At 62.1% G+C, this 16403-nt stretch carries 12 protein-coding genes; 1 reads left to right on the top strand and 11 read right to left on the bottom strand.

What is annotated here, in order from left to right; genetic code table 11:
• Nucleotides 1-11 precede the first annotated feature (11 nt).
• The 3 genes from iolB to iolC form a co-directional block, all read right to left on the bottom strand.
• On the bottom strand, nt 12-806 hold the full coding sequence (gene iolB, locus HX805_RS19425; protein WP_003214687.1) for a 5-deoxy-glucuronate isomerase: 795 nt from the start codon (nt 804-806) through the stop codon (nt 12-14).
• Nucleotides 803-1696 (bottom strand): myo-inosose-2 dehydratase, encoded by an 894-nt coding sequence (gene iolE, locus HX805_RS19420; protein ID WP_177117211.1) that lies wholly within the window; start codon nt 1694-1696, stop codon nt 803-805. Before iolE ends, iolB begins: the two co-directional genes overlap by 4 nt.
• Nucleotides 1697-1843: 147 nt before the next feature.
• Complete coding sequence (gene iolC / locus HX805_RS19415; protein WP_177117210.1) at nt 1844-3781, bottom strand: 5-dehydro-2-deoxygluconokinase; 1938 nt, start codon at nt 3779-3781, stop codon at nt 1844-1846.
• A 303-nt stretch (nt 3782-4084) separates the two neighbouring features.
• Here iolC and HX805_RS19410 point away from each other — a divergent pair, with 303 nt between their 5' ends.
• Nucleotides 4085-4981, top strand: coding sequence for a MurR/RpiR family transcriptional regulator (locus tag HX805_RS19410; RefSeq protein WP_003214679.1), 897 nt, complete (start codon nt 4085-4087; stop codon nt 4979-4981).
• A 114-nt stretch (nt 4982-5095) separates the two neighbouring features.
• Here the strand turns inward: HX805_RS19410 and HX805_RS19405 are convergent, their stop codons facing one another.
• The 8 genes from HX805_RS19405 to praA all read right to left on the bottom strand — a co-directional run bounded on the left by HX805_RS19405 (nt 5096) and on the right by praA (nt 16360).
• Nucleotides 5096-6799: an AMP-binding protein gene (locus HX805_RS19405; protein ID WP_003214676.1), complete on the bottom strand. Its 1704-nt coding sequence runs from the start codon at nt 6797-6799 to the stop codon at nt 5096-5098.
• A 31-nt stretch (nt 6800-6830) separates the two neighbouring features.
• Nucleotides 6831-8129, bottom strand: a complete 1299-nt coding sequence (locus HX805_RS19400; RefSeq protein WP_177080205.1) for an acetyl-CoA C-acetyltransferase — start codon at nt 8127-8129, stop codon at nt 6831-6833.
• A complete protein-coding gene (locus HX805_RS19395; protein ID WP_177080206.1) occupies nt 8126-9016 on the bottom strand; it encodes a MaoC/PaaZ C-terminal domain-containing protein in 891 nt (296 codons plus the stop codon). Before HX805_RS19395 ends, HX805_RS19400 begins: the two co-directional genes overlap by 4 nt.
• A gap of 2 nt (nt 9017-9018) precedes the next feature.
• Complete coding sequence (locus HX805_RS19390; RefSeq protein WP_177117209.1) at nt 9019-10362, bottom strand: 3-oxoacyl-ACP reductase; 1344 nt, start codon at nt 10360-10362, stop codon at nt 9019-9021.
• Nucleotides 10363-10521: 159 nt separating this feature from the next.
• A complete protein-coding gene (locus tag HX805_RS19385; RefSeq protein WP_177117208.1) occupies nt 10522-13059 on the bottom strand; it encodes an acyl-CoA dehydrogenase in 2538 nt (845 codons plus the stop codon).
• Between the two features lie 284 nt (nt 13060-13343).
• Nucleotides 13344-14789, bottom strand: coding sequence for an outer membrane protein transport protein (locus HX805_RS19380; protein WP_177117207.1), 1446 nt, complete (start codon nt 14787-14789; stop codon nt 13344-13346).
• A 458-nt stretch (nt 14790-15247) separates the two neighbouring features.
• Complete coding sequence (gene praB, locus HX805_RS19375; protein ID WP_177041715.1) at nt 15248-15733, bottom strand: alkane oxidation protein activator PraB; 486 nt, start codon at nt 15731-15733, stop codon at nt 15248-15250.
• 132 nt (nt 15734-15865) lie between these two features.
• A complete protein-coding gene (gene praA / locus HX805_RS19370) occupies nt 15866-16360 on the bottom strand; it encodes an alkane oxidation protein activator PraA (RefSeq protein WP_177117206.1) in 495 nt (164 codons plus the stop codon).
• Nucleotides 16361-16403 lie beyond the last annotated feature (43 nt).

The raw sequence follows: 16403 nt of genomic DNA, 5'->3' as shown, positions 1-16403 counted from the left end.
GTCGAAAGTGCTTAGAGATCCAGCAGCCAGCTGTGCTGCGGGTCGTTATGGAAATGCCAGGCGCGCTTGGGGCCGGCCATCACGTTCAGGTAGTAGGACTCGTAGCCATACGGCACGCTGACCGGGTGATACCCCTTGGGCACCACCACCAGGTCGCTGTTTTCCACGGCCATGGCCTGGTCGATGCTGCGGTCGTCGGTGTAGACCCGCTGGAACACAAAGCCCTGGGGCGGGTTGATCTGGTGGTAGTAGGTTTCTTCGAGAAAGCTCTGGTGCGGCAGATCGTCGGTGTCGTGCTTGTGGGGCGGGTAGCTCGACGAGTGACCGGACGGCGTGCGCACTTCCACCACCAGCAGCGAATGGGCAGGCTCGCTGTCGGGCAGGATGTCGCACACGTAGCGGGTGTTGGCGCCCTTGCCGCGTACGCTGCGCTTGCATTGCTCGGGGCGAATCAGACGGGGTGCCAGACCTGCGTCGGTTGAGCCGGGAGCGGCGCAGACGGCGATTTGCACGTCGCTCAACGCGGTGACCTGAGCGTCGGTGCCCGGTGGCAGGTAGGCGGCGAAGGGAGATTTATCTTCGAAAACCGAGTGGCGATCACCGAGGTTTTCCCAGTTGAAGCCTTCGCCCTGGATAGTCACCCGGCCGCTGAGCAGCACCAGGCACAGTTCCTTGTCGCCGGCGGTGACTGGCAAGGTTTCACCCAGGCTCAGGCGGTAGGCGGCGAAGCCCACGTATTCCAGGCGCCCTTCTTCCAGCGCCACCATGGTTTGCCCGCGTTTGCTGCTTTTGACCAACAGGCTCATTGTCCAGTCCTCTCGCTCAACAGTGCGCGCAGGGTGTCGTAACCCTTCTTCGCATAGATGTAGCTCGGCGCCACGGCAGGATCCTGCTCGGCCTCCACTACCAGCCAACCCTGGTAATTGGCAGCCAGCAGCACGTCCAGCAGCGCGGCGAAGTCGATATCGCCGTCGCCGGGCACGGTGAAGGTGCCGTTGACGATGCAGTCCGGAAAGCTCCACATCTGGTTGCGCGCCAGTTGCACCACCGGCTTGCGCACATCCTTGAAGTGCACGTGGCAGATGCGGGCGATGTGTTTGCGCAGCACCTCGATAGGCTCGCCGCCACCCATGTAGCAGTGGCCCGAATCAAACAGCAGGCCGACTTCCGGGCCGGTGCGGCGCATCAGTTGGTCGATGTCTTCCGGGGATTCGACGTAGGCGCCCATATGGTGGTGGTACGCCAGGCGCACGCCCTGGGACAGGGTGAAACGCGCCAGTTCGGTGAGTTTGTCGGCGTATTCCTGCCAGGCCTGTTCGGTGTGGAAGCGCGGGCGTTCGATCAGGCGCACCGGCGAACCCTGGATCGAATCGGCGACTTCGCCGTACACCAACACGTTGGCGCCGTTTTCACGCAGCAGTTCGACGTGGCTGGCGATGGCTTCGATTTCTTCCGCCACCGAGCGCCGGGCCAGGCGGCTGGAGTACCAGCCGGAGACCAGTGCCAGGTCGTAGGGGCGCAATACATCGCCGACGCCTTTAGCGTCCTTGGGGAATTTGCCGTTGAGTTCAAAGCCTTCGTAGCCGATGTCCTTGCCTTCGCTGAGGGCCGTGCTCAACGGCGTTTCACCGCCCAGGGCCGGCAGGTCGTCGTTGCTCCAGGAGATCGGGTTGATGCCAATTCGGATAGCGGGCATGGCTGCACCTATTATTGTTTTTTCAGAGTTGCCTGAGATCTGTTTTATGTGGGAGCTGGCTTGCCTGGGATGCGCGCGACTCGGTCCAACAGGTGTACCGAGGTGATGCCATCGCAGGCAAGCCAGCTCCCACATTTGATTGCGTGTTTAGCTTCGAGAACTGCGCCAAGCCTTAATCAATTGCTCAAAGATGCACTGCACCTGCTCAATCAAGGCTTGATCGTCAATCTCCCCCGCCAGCCAGGCTCGGCTCGGTTCCTGGAAGATCGTGCGACCCACGGCGAACCCGCGGCAGGTCTGGCTCTGGCTGGCTTGCTGGAAGCCATCGGCCAGACATTCGGCGGAAGCGTTCAGGCCCAGCAACACCACGCCCCGGCAGTAGGGATCGCGCTCCTGGATCAGCTCGTCGAGCTTTTTCCAGTCTGCGGCCGACTGCGCCTCGATCTTCCACCACGCCGGGTAGATGCCCAGGTTGTACAGGCGCTTGAGGCTGCGATAGAGCACGTCGGGATAGGTGGACGGGTGATCCTTGGGGGGCACGACTTCCAGCAGCAGCTCATGGCCGCTGACCAGGGACGCCTGGTACAGGGCCTTGAGTTGCGCTTCCTGTTCCAGGCGCAGCAATGGCTCGTCATCGGGGTGAAATTGCACCAGGCACTTGATGATCTGCTCCCGGGGCCAGGCAATCAGGTTGCTGCCCACCGAGCGCCCGTGTTCAAAGGCCAGCGGCCGTGAATTCTGGACTTCCACCGGGCGGGCGATCCACCAGCCGCGACCGCTGGCGGCGTTCAGCGCGTCCTGGCCGAAGCGTTGGTCGGCCAGAATCCCGACGTCAGCCTCGACGCCCTGCTCCGCCAGTTTGCTTTCAACCCGTTCCACGGCCTGGATAAACAGTTGCTTGAGGGCGCTGATGCGCGCCGGGTCCTGGCCGCCTTTTTGGGCCAGTTCCACCAACTGCCAGCGGTGGTCGAAGGCAAATACAAACAGCTGCTTCCAGACCTTGCGCGGCACGCTGACCTGGTGCAGGCGTTGCAGCACTGCGTCCTGGTCCGGGCGGGTAATCGGCACCGGGCTGTTGAACAGGTAATCGAGTTCGGCGCGGGTCGGCATGGCCGGCGCGCAGGCATGGCGCGACACCACCAGGCCGCCGCAGGCATTCGCCAACTGGCTGCAGCGCTCGTCGCTGGCGTCTTCAAGCCAGCCGCTGAGGAAGCCGGACATGAAGGCATCGCCGGCGCCCAGCACGTTGAGTACTTCCACCCGTACCCCGGGGTAGATCGCGCCGTCTTCAAGGCGGGCCGGGATATCGCCGTGGATCACCGTGCAGCCCTGGGGGCCAAGCTTGACCACCAGGGTGGCCGAGGTCAGGCCACGCACCGTGCGCAATGCCGTGAGCAAATCTTCACTGCCACCGGCAATCAGGAATTCTTCTTCGGTGCCGACGATCAGGTCAAAACGCGGGAGGATTTTCTGCACGTGCTGGCTGACATTCTGGTCGGCCACAAACCGGGTTTCGCCATCGGCCTTGCCGGCCAGGCCCCAGAGCACCGGGCGGTAGTCGATGTCGAGCACGCGTTTGACGTTGTGCTTCTCGGCGTAGTCCAGGGCCTGGATGCTGGCCTTGTACACGCCGTCGGTGGAGAAGTGGGTACCGGTGATCAGCAACGCCTTGCTGGAAGCAATGAACGCTTCACTGATGTCTTCGGCGCGCAGGGCCATGTCGGCGCAGTTCTCGCGGTAGAACACCAGCGGGAAGGTTTCGCGGTCCTTGAGGCCCAGCAGCACCAGGGCGGTGAGGCGTTCCGGGTCGACCTTGATGCCGCTGACGTCACAGCTTTCGCGGGCCAGGGACTCCAGCAGGAAACGCCCCATGTGGTCGTCCCCTACCCGGCTCAACATCGCCGACTTGAGCCCCAGCCGCGCGGTGCCGAACGCGATGTTGGCGGAGGAACCGCCGAGGTACTTGGCGAAGCTCGAGACATCCTCCAGCCGTGCACCCACTTGTTGTGCGTAAAGGTCGACGCCCAGGCGTCCCAGGCAAATCAGATCCAATTGACGCCCACTGGCAAAACGAGTCTGGCCCATGCTGGCTCCTGTTATTTTTATCAGCCTGCGTATGCCGTCGCGGTGGCGGCATACGCTCTTGGTGCAAGCAGACTAGAACGTCTGGTGACGCCAATCAATATTTATTCTATAAATATTTTTTGTGGAATATATTTTCCAATACGCCATCATCGGTATGTCCCAGCCGCAGTGCATCGTTTCAGCTGCACCGTGGGGCGGGATGCCGAGGTATTTTTTTGCGCCTACCCTGTAGACTTGCGCACATCGACTTATTGTCAGGGGCGCCTCGACGCGCCCTATAAGAACAAGCCAGAAGGATTCCCTATGTCCCAGAGCGCCCCGGAAGATGCACTCGCCAGCCCGCCGCTGAACGCCGAGCGGTTGTTGCAGCTGATCACCGATGAATACGAGAGCCTGCCGCGCCAGCTCAAGCGCATCGCCAGCTACATGAGCCAGCAGAGCGACCGGATCATGGTCGACCGCATCAGCGACATCGCCCGTGAATGCGAAGTGCACCCGTCGGCCATCGTGCGGTTTTCACAGCGTTTCGGGTTCAGTGGTTTCAGTGAAATGCAGGCGCTGTTCCGCGAGGCCTACACCCACAAGACCACGCCGGTGCAGAACTACCAGCAACGCATCCGCAGCATGATCGCCAACAAGTCGCAGAAAGCCAGCGGCGGCGACCTGGCGCGTGAGTGCGTGAATGCCACCCTTTCCGGGATCGAGCGCCTGGGGCTGGAACTGGATGACGCAGCCTTCGACAAGGCCGTGGACCTGGTGGTGAATGCCGACAATATCTACGTGGTGGGCGTGCGCCGCTCGTTCGCCGTGGCGGACTACCTGGTGTACAACCTGCAGCACACCAACAAGCGCATCCATCTGGTCTCGGGGTTGGGCGGCAGCTATCGCGAGCAGATGCGCAGTGTGCGGGCCAACGACCTGGTGATTGCCATCAGCTTTACGCCGTACGGCAAGGAAACCCAGCACTGCCTGCGGATTGCCCAGCACCATCAGGCCAAGACCCTGATCATTACCGACAGCAACCTGTCGCCCCTGGCCAAGCGGGCGAGCACGGTGCTGCTGGTGAATGAAGGCTCGTCGTTTGCGTTCAGGTCACTGAGTGCGACGCTGTGCCTGTGCCAGGCGTTGTTCATTGCCGTGGCGTATCGGCTGGAATTGAAGGTCGATGAGATTCATGAGCAGGTGGGATTCGACGACTGACGATCGTTCCCACGCTCCGCGTGGGAATGCAGCCCCGGACGCTCCGCGTCCAAAGCGTGACGCAGAGCGTCACAAGAGGCGTTCCCACGCAGAGCGTGGGAACGATCGTAAGGCTTAGCGCAGTGCCCGGCGCAACACCTTGCCCACCGTCGTCTTGGGCAACTCTTCAGTACGAAACTCGACAAACCGCGGCACCTTGTACCCCGTCAAATATTCCCGGCAATGCGCCAGAATCTGCTCCTGGGTCAAGCTTGGGTCCTTGCGCACCACGATGATTTTGACCCGCTCGCCGGTCACCCCATCCTCAACCCCGATCGCCGCCACTTCCGCCACGCCCGGATGCAACGCCACCACGTCTTCGATCTCGTTGGGGTACACGTTGAACCCGGACACCAGGATCATGTCTTTCTTGCGGTCCACCAGGCGGATGAAGCCCTGCTCATTCATCACCCCGATGTCCCCGGTAGACAGCCACCCTTCGGCATCCAGCACCTCGGCGGTTTCCGCCGGGCGTTTCCAGTAACCCTGCATCACCTGCGGGCCGCGTACTTGCAGTTCGCCCTGCTCGCCCAGTTCCGCCAACTCACCGTCCTCACGAATGAACCGCACCCAGGTCGACGGCAACGGCACGCCGATACTGCCGGTGAATTCCATCTCGCGCATGCGTGAGATGTCGATGGGGCTGATGCTCACCACCGGCGAACATTCAGTGAGGCCGTAGCCTTCGATGATCGGCAAGCCGGTGACTTCCTTCCAGCGCTTGGCCACAGCGGTATGGGTGGCCATGCCGCCGGCGATCACCATGCGCAAATCGGAAAAATCCCGGGCGCAGAATTCCTTGTTTTCCAGCAGGCCGTTGAACAGCGTATTCACCCCGGCAATCCCGTTGAAACGCTCCTTGCGCAGGATCATCTGCACCCGCTTCACATCCCGTGGGTTGGCGATCAGGATGTTGCGCCCGCCCAGGCACATGAACATCAGGCAGTTCACCGTCAGGGAAAAGATGTGGTACAGCGGTAGCAGGGTGACGTTGGTTTCCTGCTGGTTCTGATCGAGCTGATCACCGACCCACGCCTTGGCCTGCAACAGGTTGGCGATGATGTTGCGGTGGCTGAGCATGACGCCCTTGGCATCGCCGGTAGTGCCGCCGGTGTATTGCAGGAAGGCCAGGTCTTCGCGGTTCATCGGCACGGCGAGATGGGTTTGTCCGCGTCCCTGTTTCAACACCTGGTTGAAACGCACGGCCCCCGGCAGGTTGAAACGCGGCACCTGCTTCTGCACGCTGCGCAGGATAAAGTTCATCGCCGCGCCCTTGAAGGTGCCGAGCAGGTCACCGATGGCCGCGATCACCACACGTTTGACGGTACTGGCGGCCACCACCTTCTCCAGGGTGTGGGCGAAGTTTTCGAAGATCACCAGGGTCTCTGCGCCACTGTCCTTGAGCAAATGCTGCAGCTCCCGGGCGGTGTACAGCGGGTTGACGTTGACCACCACCGCACCCGCGAGAATCGTGCCCAGCAGGCAGATCGGGTACTGCAAGCAGTTGGGCATCATCAGCGCCACCCGGTCGCCCTTCTTCACACCCTGGGCTTGCAGCCACGCAGCAAAGGCGATGCCCTGCACCTCCCAGTCGGCGTAGGTCATTTCGGTGCCGATGCTGACGTAGGCCACGCGGTCGCGGAATTTGTGCAGGTGCTCCAGGAACACCTCGCGCAACGACGGGTAATCCTCGATGCCCGCATCGATGTCTGCCGGTACGCCGGGCAGGTAAGCGTTCAACCAGAGGCGTTCGGTCTGTTCCAGGCTTACAGCGTTCATGGCAGTCTCCTTGTTGTTTTTATGGTGGGAACTACTTTTCGACGATAGCGGTAATGCCCAACCCACCCGCCGCGCAGATCGAAATCAGGCCGCGGCCGCCGCCACGCTGGTGGATCGCCTTGGCCAGTGCCGCGAGTTGCCGGCCACCGGTGGCGGCGAAGGGGTGGCCGCAGCCGAGGGAGCCGCCGTTGACGTTCATCTTGCTGCGGTCGATGCTGCCCAGCGGCGCGTCGAGGCCCAGGCGGTCGCGGCAGTAATCCGGGTCTTCCCAGGCCTTGAGGGTGCACAGCACCTGAGCGGCGAAGGCTTCGTGAATCTCGAACAGATCGAAGTCGGCGAACGTCAAGCCTTCGCGCTTGAGCATGCGTGGCACGGCGTAGGCCGGGGCCATCAGCAGGCCTTCGGTGCCGTCGACGAAATTCACCGCAGCGGTTTCACCGGTTCGCAGGTACGCCAATACGGGCAAGCCGCGCTCGGCGGCCCATTCCTCGCTGGCCAGCAGCACCACCGACGCGCCGTCAGTCAGGGGCGTGGAGTTGCCGGCGGTGAGCGTGCCGTTCTGGCGGTCGTAGGCCGGTGACAGGCCGGCAAGTTTCTCCAGGCTGGCGTCGGCCCGCAGGTTGTTGTCCCGGGACAGGCCGCGATACGGGCTGATCAAATCATCGAAGAAACCCTGCTTGTACGCCGCATCCAGCCGCTGGTGGCTGGTGAGGGTCAACTCGTCCTGGGCCAGGCGCTTGATCTGCCAGCGCTTGGCCATTTCCTCGCAGTGTTCACCCATGGACAAGCCGGTGCGCGGCTCGCCATTGCGCGGCAGCAGCGGCTTGAAGAACATCGACGGGCGCACACCCATCAAGGCCTTCAACCTGGCGCCGGTGCCCTTGGCGCGGTTGGCTGAAAGCAAGGTGCGGCGCAGGGACTCGTTGATGCCGATGGGCGCGTCGGAGGTGGTGTCGGAACCACCGGCAACGCCCACTTCGATCTGCCCAAGGGCGATCTTGTTCGCCACCAGCAACGCCGCTTCCAGGCCGGTGCCGCAGGCTTGTTGCAGGTCGTAGGCAGGGGTTTCGGGAGACAGTGTGGTAGACAGCAGGCTTTCCCGGGCCAGGTTGAAATCCCGGGAGTGCTTGATCACCGCACCCGCGGCAAACTCGCCCAGGCGCAGGCCGTGAAGGTTGTAGCGGTCCACCAGGCCTTGCAGGGCGGCGACCAGCAGATCCTGGTTGCTGTCATGGGCGTACACAGTGTTGGAGCGGGCGAACGGGATACGGTTGCCGCCGATAATCGCCACGCGGCGCGTCGGGGCCGGGTTGAAACTGTAGTCACTCATCGATCGGTCTCATTCCAGATAAACAGCCCACGCATATGGGGTTTGTCACCGGCGAAATTACGCACTTCAAACTCACGGCGCAGGCCGGTTGGCGGAACGTTCCACAGCGCCACCTGGCCGGGCAGGAAGATCGGCAGCTTGAAGTCGCAATGGGCCTCGGCCTGGTCCAGTCCGCCGGGGGGTTGCTGGGCGGCCAGGGCGCGGCCAAGGGTCCACATGCCGTGGGCGATGGCCCGGCGAAAACCGAACAATCGGGCGCCGATCACCGAGGTATGAATGGGGTTGAAATCCCCCGAGACCCTGGCGAAACGCCGCCCCAGATCCGCCGGCAGCACCCAGCGTTGAGTGCGCAGCAAACCTTCTTCCTGCAAGGGCAACGCGTCGTCCCACGGCTCGCCAACCGGCGCGTTTACGTCACGGCGCAGGTACAGGCTGTCGCTCTCCCATATCAGGGCGCCCGCGCTGTAGCCACGGGTGGCGATGCTCAGCGCCTGGCCTTTCGGATGGGCGACCCAGCGTTCGCAATACACCTCCAGGCGCAAGGCCTGGCCCACCTCCAGCCGTCGATGCTGGCGGATGCGATTGGCCAAATGCACCATGCCGCTGGCCGGGTACGGGAAACTCGGCCGGGTCAGCAGCATCAGGTGCAAGGGGAACGCCAGCACATGGGGATAGGACAGCGGCACGCCTTGCTCATGGCGGAAACCACAGGCCCGACCGTAAGCCGCGATCCCTTGGGCAGACAGCTCGACGGCCGAACGCACCAGGCGTTCTTTCGGCAACGTCGGCTCGCCTTCCAGCTTCGGTTTGCGCAGCCCCAATACCCCGTCCAGCAACAGCCGCGAGCGCGAGGGCGGCGGGTCAATAATCTGCGTCACATAGTCCATGCTCAGGCTCCCAACAGGCTTTGGCCGCAGACCCGCACCACCTGGCCATTGACCCCGCCGGATGCCGGATGCGCCAGCCAGGCGATGGTTTCTGCCACGTCGATGGGTTGCCCGCCCTGGGACATCGAGTTCATCCGCCGCCCCGCTTCGCGAATCATCAGCGGGATCTTCGCGGTCATCTGGGTTTCGATAAAGCCCGGTGCCACGGCATTCACCGTCACTTGCTGCGCCGCCGCCTGCGGGGCCAGGCCTTGTACCAGGCCGATCACCCCGGCCTTGGAGGTGGCATAGTTGCTTTGCCCGAGGTTGCCGGCGATACCGGAAATCGATGAGACACACACGATCCGCCCGCCCGGATTCAGGCCCTGGCTTTCCAGCAGCGCCGTGCTCAGATGCAACGGTGCTTCCAGGTTGACCGCCAGTACGCTGCGCCACGCGGTCTCAGTCATCTTGGCGATGGTCTTGTCGCGGGTAATCCCGGCGTTGTGCACCACCACGTCGAATGCACCGTGTTGGCTGACATGGGCGTGCAACTGCTGCGCGGCATCGGTGGCGGTGATGTCCAGCGCCAGTGCGGTGCCTGCGACACTGCCGGCCGCCTGTCGCAGCGAATCCTGGGCCTGGGGCACATCCACGCAGACCACATGGGCTCCATCGCGGGCCAGCACCTGGGCGATTGCCAGGCCGATGCCACGGGAGGCGCCGGTGACCAGGGCACGGCGGCCGCCGAGGGGTTTGTCCCAGTTGATTTCGGTTGGGCTATCGACGGTTTTTTCGAGGCGCACCACCTGCCCCGAGACATAGGCCGAGCGCCGCGACAGGAAGAACCGCAGGCTGCTTTCCAGCCCGTCCTCGGCACCCGGTGCGACGTAGATCAACTGCACGGTGATCGCCCGGCGCAACTCCTTGGCCAACGAACGCACCAGGCCCTCAAGGGCACGCTGGGCAATGGCCTGGGGCAGGTCCTTGCACAACTCCGGCGCGGTGCCGAGCACCACCACCCGGGCGTGCTGCCCAAGGCGCCTGGCGTTGGCGTGGAAGAATTCGTAGAGCTCGTCCAACTGCTTGAGGTCGGCAATGTCGCTGGCGTCGAACACGGCGCCCTGGACTTTGACCGTGGAGGGCGCCTTGAGGGTCGCAGCGGTGGCGGTCACTGTATCGGTGGCGGTGAAGATGCGCTGGATTTCCGCCCCCAGGCGCCCTACCCCCGCGACGATTACCGGGTTGGCCAGGCCTTGCTGGCCGCTGCGATGGCGTTGCAGTGCCAGGGGTTGGGGCAGCCCGGCAGTGCGGGCCAGCCAGGCTCCCCAGGGGGAATTGACGAAAGAAAGGTAGCTGTCACTCATGGATAAACTCACTCACAACACGGTGTTGCCATGGAAACCCGATCCTTGTAGGAGCTGGCTTGCCTGCGATTGCGGTGTGTCAGCCAACACATCTGGCACTGAACCAACACTATCGCAGGCAAGCCAGCTCCTACAGGGGTCGTGTTCCTCCAGTTCCAGTCAGTTGACCGGCGCGTTTTCGCCTTGGTTGGCGCGGCGTTTTGCGCTCGGTTTGGCGGCCAGTTCCAGCGCCTGCTGGCGCTGTTGCAAGGCTTCCAGCAAACCGAAGTCCTGCGGGAAGTCGTCCACCTGGATCGCGTGATCGCCATATTCCACATAGCGCGCGAGCAAGCTGTCGTCTTCCTCGCTGATCAGGTCCAGCGCCCGCGCCTTGACTCGCCACGGAGTAAACGCCGCACTGGAAATCGGCATTGGCTCGATCAGGCCTTGCTTGATCGCCCCCTTGAGCCGCGCCTCGATCAGCTCCACTTGCGGCAACAGGCGCAAGGCCAGCTCGCCGTAAGCCAGCTTGTCGATTTCCGGCCGAGGAATGTAGGAATTGCCCAGCAAGCGGTCGCGGGTTTCCCCCGGCACCTGCACCAGTTCCGCCACTTGGGCCAACAGGCGATCCGACGGTTTGCGCTGTGGAATACCGAACGGGAACGTCAAGCCACGCACCACCGCCGCCGCCGCTTTCGACGGGTAGTTGTCGAGCACTTCGGCCAGGGCCTCATGGGCGCGCAGCAACGCGTCCTGGGCCGCCCAATGCACCAGCGGCAAATCGGCCTGTGGCCGGCCATCATCCTCAAAACGCTTGAGCACGCAGGACAGGATGTACAGCTGAGACAGAATGTCCCCCAGCCGCCCGGTGATACTTTCCTTGCGCTTGAGGGCACCGCCCAGCACGCCCATGGAAATGTCCGAGATCAACGCCAACACCACCGACAGCCGATTGGCCTGGCGGTAGTAGGACGCCAGCGCCGGGTCGGTCTTGCCCGGCACGGAAATCAGCCGTCCGCCCGTCAGCGAATGCACTGCGGCACGTACGGTATTGGCCAGCACAAAGCTCAAGTGACCGAACATCGCGCTGTCGAAGTCCACCAGGGCCTTGCGCCGGTCGGTATTGCGCGCCGCTTCCATCTCGCGGAACACATACGGATGGCAGCGGATCAGGCCCTGGCCGTAGATGATCAGGCAGCGCGTCATGATATTCGCGCCTTCCACCGTGATGGCGATGGGGCTTTGCTGGTAGGCCCGGGCGAGGAAGTTGTTGGGGCCCATGCAGATGCCCTTGCCGGCCACGATGTCCATGCCGTCGTTGACGATGATCCGCGCCCGCTCGGTAACGTGATACTTGGCGATGGCCGAGATCACCGAGGGTTTTTCACCGGCATCCAGTGACGCCACCGAGACCTTGCGCACCGCGTCGCAGGCATACAGATGCCCGGCCATGCGCGCCAGGGGCGCCTGCACGCCTTCGAACTTGCCGATGGGCAGGCCGAATTGCTTGCGCATCGCCGCATAAGCGGTGGTGCCGCGCACGGCCACCTTGCCCAGGCCGACGTTGGCCGACGGCAGGGAAATCGCCCGCCCGGCGGCCAGGCATTCCATCAACATGCGCCAGCCGTTGCCGACTTGTTCGCGGCCGCCGATCACCCATTCCAGCGGGATAAACACATCCTTGCCGGTGGTCGGGCCGTTCTGGAATACCGCGTTGAGTGGCCAGTGACGCCGGCCGCTGTTCACCCCCGGATGGGTGGTGGGGATCAACGCGCAGGTGATGCCCAGGGAACCCGGCTGGCCGAGCAGACCGTCCGGGTCTTCGGCGCGGAAGGCCAGGCCGAGCACGGTGGCGATTGGGCCGAGGGTGATGTAGCGCTTGTCCCAGGTCACACGGAAACCCAGCACTTCCTCGCCTTCGTGCATGCCCTTGCAGACGATGCCCAGGTCTGGAATCGCCCCGGCGTCGGAGCCGGCATACGGGCTGGTCAGGGCGAAGCACGGGATGTCTTCGCCGCGGGCCAGGCGTGGCAGGTAGTAGTTGCGCTGGGCGTCGGTGCCGTAGTGCAGCAGCAGTTCGGCCGGGCCCAGGGAGTTGGGCACCATCACCGAAATCGCCGCCGCCGAGCAGCGGGTCGAGAGCTTCATCACCACTTGCGAATGCGCATAGTGGGAGAAGCCTTTGCCGCCGTATTGCTTGGGAATGATCATGCCGAGGAAGCCGGCATCCTTGGTGTATTGCCAGCCTTCGGGGGACATGTCCTGCCAGACCTGGGTGGTTTCCCAGTCGTTGGACATGTCGCACAGGGTCTCGACTTCGTTGTCGAGGAAGGCCTGTTCTTCAGCGCTGAGGCTGGCCGGTGCGGCTTGCAGCAGGCGTTCCCAGCGGGGTTTGCCGCTGAACAGCTCGGCGTCCCACCACACGGTGCCGGACTCGATGGCAGCACGCTCGGTGTCGGACATCGCCGGCATGATGCCGCGAAAAAGGCCCAGGGCCTTGCTGGTCAACAGCGCGCGGCGTAGGGGCTTGATTGTCAGCAGCAGCGCGGGCAACACCACCAGCACCGCCACCACGCCGGCGCCGAAACCGGCGACTGCGTTGAACAGGTAACCGACCGCCAGCCAGACCAGGCCGGCACCCAGCCAGAGGGTGGCAGCGGCTTGTCGATACGCCAGGGCGATCGCTGCTGCGAGTCCCGCCAATAACCAGATAACCATGGGGATACCTCTACTCAATTCAGGGTACGGCAAACGCCCGGGCAGATCGGAATGACCTGTGACGTAAAGCCACACTACAAACTTGAAAAGATAAATTCAAATTTTGTTTTGAAATTTTTATTTAATGCTTGGGCAAAAAAAATAGCGGCTGAACGGGGTCAGCCTTGCAGGTTAAGCGCAAGGATTCGACATCGGGCGCCAGGGCTACCCATCAATAGACGACAGCGTGGAGCCGGGCAGCAAGATGCGCTGGCTGCCCTTCTCCACGACTGCCCTCGACAACCTTAGAACTTATAGGTTGCCGACAAGCTGACCACATCCCCCGAGGATTCAGCCTCGCCGTCCAACTGCGCCGCACCGAGACGATCAACGTTCTTGGTCTTCAGGTTGACCTTCTGCACGAACTGGTGCGAGTACGCGGCATCCACCGACAGGCCAGGAACAGCCTTGATGTCATAACCGGCACCAAATGCCAGGAAGTAACGGTCACCGTCCGGGATTCGCGGGTCCCGGGTAGAGTTGCGGGTAGGTGTCTGGTCGTAAGCCACACCGGCGCGCAGGGTGAGTTCGTCGGTGGCTTTGTAGTCGCCGCCAATCGAGGTCATCCAGGCGTTTTTGTAGTTGTAGGGAATGGCAACAATGGTGGTGCCCTGGGATTTGAGCGTCAGGTCCTGGAAGGAAGACCATTCAGTCCAGGTAGCACTCACCCCCAACGTCCAGCGGTCGTTGAACTGGTGAACCCAGTCAACCGAAGCGGTAGCCGGGATATCCAGTTGGGTACTGGCGTGGGCACCGTCCGGGAACAGCTTGAGACCTGGGTAGGCGATTTCAACCAGAGTTTCGCCGTTCGGACCGATCGGATTGGTCATCGCGTTACGGCCGACGGCATCTGTATAGATGTTGTATTTGCCGGTCATCTTGTTTTTGATCTTGGCGTGATAGTTCAAGCCAAGTGTGTCTTGCAGCGTCGGCTTCCAAACCACGCCACCAAACCAGCCCACAGAGATGTTATCGACTTTCACGCGCATCAAGGAATGCCCCAGCCCCGTGGGGAGACCCGCGCCGCCAAGTCCTGGAGACACATCCGCAGCGGCCAGCAAATCAACGTTCTGGCTGACGAACCCTTGACTGCGCTGGACGATGGCACCACCACCGACCGAGAACTGATCATTGACCTTGAACGACAGGGAACCGGTCAGACCGATGGTCTCGATTTTGGTATCAACCGCGAAATCCCGCAGTTTGGAGTCTTCGTTCCAAGTGGTTTTCATACCCTGTGGCACGACCTGGCTCAGACCAAAGGCGAAACGGTCGCCCATGGGAATCACCAGAAAGCCCGTCGGCAGCCAAGCGGTGAAACCGCCTTGCCCACCATTGTTAGTGTTGAGGACCGGGTCGCCCGTATTGCCCAGGTCATCCAGTACGGGCGTATTGGTCACCGGGTTGCCCGCGTAGTCATAGGCCTGGCCGGTGTATTTGATCTTGATCCGAGCATAGTCAACGGTCTGCTGCGCGATGGTTGAATCGATAAAGGCCATGGCTGCCGGGTTGTTGTACGCGGCACTGGGGTCATTTTTGAACAGTGAACCACCACCAAACGCACGACCCCATCCTGGCGCGCCGAAGGTCGGTGTGGAGAACCCACCCGCCTGCACTTGCCCCGTGGTCATCAGCCCCCCCAGCAGGGCCAGTCCCAGTAACGTGTGAGCGTGTTGTTTCTTATTGTTCATGCGGTACTCCTTATTATTATTTACACCCGGCCCCTGCCGGTGGGTCGTGTAACCACAGAACGTCTTTCAAAGAACGCCTGTCCTGGAACGGTGTAACGGTGTATCGGTATTCAGGAATGGGTGGTGAGCGAGCCGGTCAGCGTGGCGTTCAACGACACCAAAGTGCAGTAGCCACTCATGGCTTGATTGGTTGCGCTCAACACGTGGGTAGAAACGTCGACGGCAGCTTCAACACAACACTGCCTTTGGTTACGCTGAACGGACCCGGCGGGCTGAAACCCGCCGCAACCGCAATGAATGAGGCAACGCCCAGAGCCGCTGACATCGAACCCAGGCGTGCTGTTTTCACAAGGCTTTGCATTGTCATGTTCCCCAGACAATAAATACCGTATCCAACCGGTGCCTCACACGAGGCACCGGTCTTTCAACGGGGTGATCAGCCCTTTACGGAGTCGCGCTTACGGGTTAACGGTCAGCGTTGGGGCAACAACACTCAGCGAAACCACGGTGCAGTTGCCGGTCAGCGCCTGATTGGCTGCCGAAAGCGTTTTGGTGCCTGGAGTCCAGGTAACAGCGATGGTGGTTGGCCCGCAGTTGGTGGCCGGGATCGAGGTGATCTTGTAGCCGACGTTGGTTACGTTACCGGTGGTACCCGTTGCAGCCGTCAGTACCCAAGGCAGGTTGGTCAGCGTTGGCAGGCCACACAGACCGCCACCGGTCAGGGATGCGCCATTGATCGAGGCCACGCCACCGCTAACGTTGCCGGTAAAGGTGATGCCGCAGGTCACGGCTGCACCGAAGGACGAAGGCGACTTCACGACGATGGTGCCAGCGTTGGTCGAGAACGGACCATCCGGGGAGATGGAAGCCGCGCTGGCCATGGAAGCTGCGCCGAAGCACACTGCGAAAGAAGTTGCACAAACGAGGGTTTTCAAGCTTTTCATTGTTTTTCCTCACATGTTATGGCGAGTCATTTCGCCAGGGGTAATGGCCATGATCGAGAGGTCACGGTGAATCTGCAGAACTTCCCTTTCCAGCCAAATTTCAATTCAATTACCGCTACAAATTCGGGGGTGTTATTCAACAACTTTGAAAGTAGGGGGCATCTTGATCGACACCGTTTTAATCGTGCAGTCCTCGCCAATAGGCACATTGGCAGCTTCTAACTTGCCCGTGGCGTTATCCCAAGTGCCATCGGCGGTAGAGGGTCCGCATTTACCGCCCAGGCCAAAGGCATGCACATCCACGGCGATCTTCGACATGGAGCCGCTCCTGGTATCTTTAGCCACCAATACCCAAGGCAAGTTGATGGCTTCGACCCGGCTGCACTTGAGGCCGCCGTCGAACTCAACTTTGTCGACATTCACCGACAACCCATCCGCCGCCACTTTGCCGGCGACCTTGATGGTGCAATCCGCGCTGATCAGCGCGCCTTTGGAAAAGCTGATGGGGCCCTGGGCGGTAAATGCACTGCCGGCAGGTTCGATACGGGCGGCCTGGGCCTGGTGGTAAACAATCAGGCCCAGGGCGGCCAATACAATGTGCGTGGTGAACTTGGCAGGGGTTTGCATGGTGTACGTCCTTCCCTTCGTTTTATTTTTGTTCGGGTCAAAC

Source organism: Pseudomonas sp. G5001 (genome assembly GCF_013385475.1).
Taxonomy (GTDB): Bacteria; Pseudomonadota; Gammaproteobacteria; order Pseudomonadales; family Pseudomonadaceae; genus Aquipseudomonas.
Note: the sequence above shows the minus strand (reverse complement) of the source record. Positions and strands in the feature narration are given on the sequence as shown.